The organism is Robertmurraya kyonggiensis, assembly GCF_005116465.1.
In the GTDB taxonomy this organism is placed as follows: domain Bacteria; phylum Bacillota; class Bacilli; order Bacillales; family Cytobacillaceae; genus Robertmurraya; species Robertmurraya kyonggiensis.
The window spans coordinates 1-1,709 of the sequence record NZ_SWBM01000034.1 but is presented as its reverse complement, the minus strand read 5'-3'; the positions used below and the strand labels follow the sequence as shown (position 1 = coordinate 1,709).

1 protein-coding gene is annotated in these 1,709 nt (G+C 43.2%); it reads right to left on the bottom strand.

What is annotated here, in order from left to right:
- On the bottom strand, positions 1–1,651 hold a 1,651-nt coding region (locus FA727_RS25595), incomplete at its 3' end, for a reverse transcriptase domain-containing protein (RefSeq protein WP_158318968.1).
- Between the last annotated feature and the right edge of the window lie 58 nt (positions 1,652–1,709).

Below are 1,709 nucleotides of genomic sequence, written 5' to 3'. Positions count from 1 at the left end.
CCCAGCGAATGTGTGCAAGATTCTGCTTTCTGATTGAGGGGATGGTCATGACCTCGTAAATTACGTCTTCGGGTAGCTCTTCCTTCTTTGCTGCTTTTTTGGCTAAATCATCTGCTTTGTTGTTGTCATTTCTGTGGATGTGCTCTACAGTGAATCCTTTGAAGTGTTTCTCCATTTCTCTGACCTCTTCGAGGTAATCGATTAGTTCTGGTTTTCTAGCTTCGCTATCCTTTTCGATGTGGTCCCTTGCTATTTTCGAGTCTGTCTTCACAATGAACCTTTGTTTTCCTAGTGATTTCATTTTTCGTAGCCCAAGCAGGAGTGCTTCGTATTCTGCTACATTATTTGTGATTTGAATCTCTTGGTTGTTGAATTCCAATCGTGCTGCGAATCTTGTTTTGATTCCGCCTGGTGAAACCAGTATTGCAGAGATCGCTGCTCCTTTGTTACAATATGCTCCATCACAATAGACTGTCCATTGTTTTTCGTCTTCGTCTGGACTTTCATGCTTTGGAGAGGTCCAGTCTGCTACGAAGTCAGCTAATACCTGGGATTTGATTGCATTTCGTCTTACGAATTCAATATTGAATCCGGATAGTTCTGCGGACCATTTGCTGATCCTATTCGAAGCTTCTCTGTTTGCAAATAACTCGGCTAGAGGTTTGTTGGTGACGACTGTAACTTTGTGAGCTTCGAAATAATGCCTGAGTTTTCTTGATGCCATAAGTAATGCGTATGCAATTTTTTCGAGCTCAGAGTATGACTTCTTGGCTCCAGATAATGCTTCAGAAACGAAGTAGGCTGGCAATTGCTTCAAAATGCCTTTGATTTCAATTTCTTGTACTATTGCCGCGCTTACTGCTGACTCTGATACTGCGAGGTAGAGGAGAAGGTCTTTTCCTTGTGCTGGTGGTGATAGTTTGATCATTGTCGCAAGGTACTGCTTTAGTTCTCTGAATGCTTTCGATTGTTCTTCGCCCCAGTTGAATTTCTGTGCATGTCTGAGAGTTTTGAAGAAAGGGAGGCTTCGCTCGGCCGCTCTTGGTACGAATCTGTTTAGAGCTGCGATTCTGCCTGTCAATTGTTGCACTTCCTTAACCGTTTTTGGCTCCTCCATGGATGCCAAGGCCTGTACCTTGTCTGGGTTGGCCTCAATTCCCTTTGAAGTTACAAGGCACCCCAAGACTTTTCCTTTGGTTACTCCAAAAACATATTTTTCTGGATTTAAGCTCAAGTTTGACATTCTTAGATTGTTGAAAGTTTCCTCGAGATCTTTGATGTGATCCGCTCTTTTGATGCTCTTTACGACGAGGTCATCCACATAAGCTAGCATGTTTCTATCAATTTGTGAGTTGAAGACTTTTTTGGTCATTCTTGAGAAAGTTGACCCTGCGTTTCTCAGCCCTTCTGACATTCTGACGAAACAAAAAGGTCCGAAAGGTGTTATGAAGCTTGTCTTCTCCTCATCCTCTTGTTTCATCCAAACTTGGTGATACCCTGAAAAGCAATCTAGTAGAGATAGAATCTCGCTGTTGGCTGCGTCGTCGACGACGCTGTCGATTCTAGGTAAGGGGAAGTCATCTTTTGGGCAGTGCTGGTTCAGGGTGGTGAAGTCGATGCACATCCTCCATTTTCCATTTTTCTTTTTCACTGGGACAGTGCTTCCTAACCATTCTGGGTATTGTACCTCTCTGATGACCTTTGCTTTC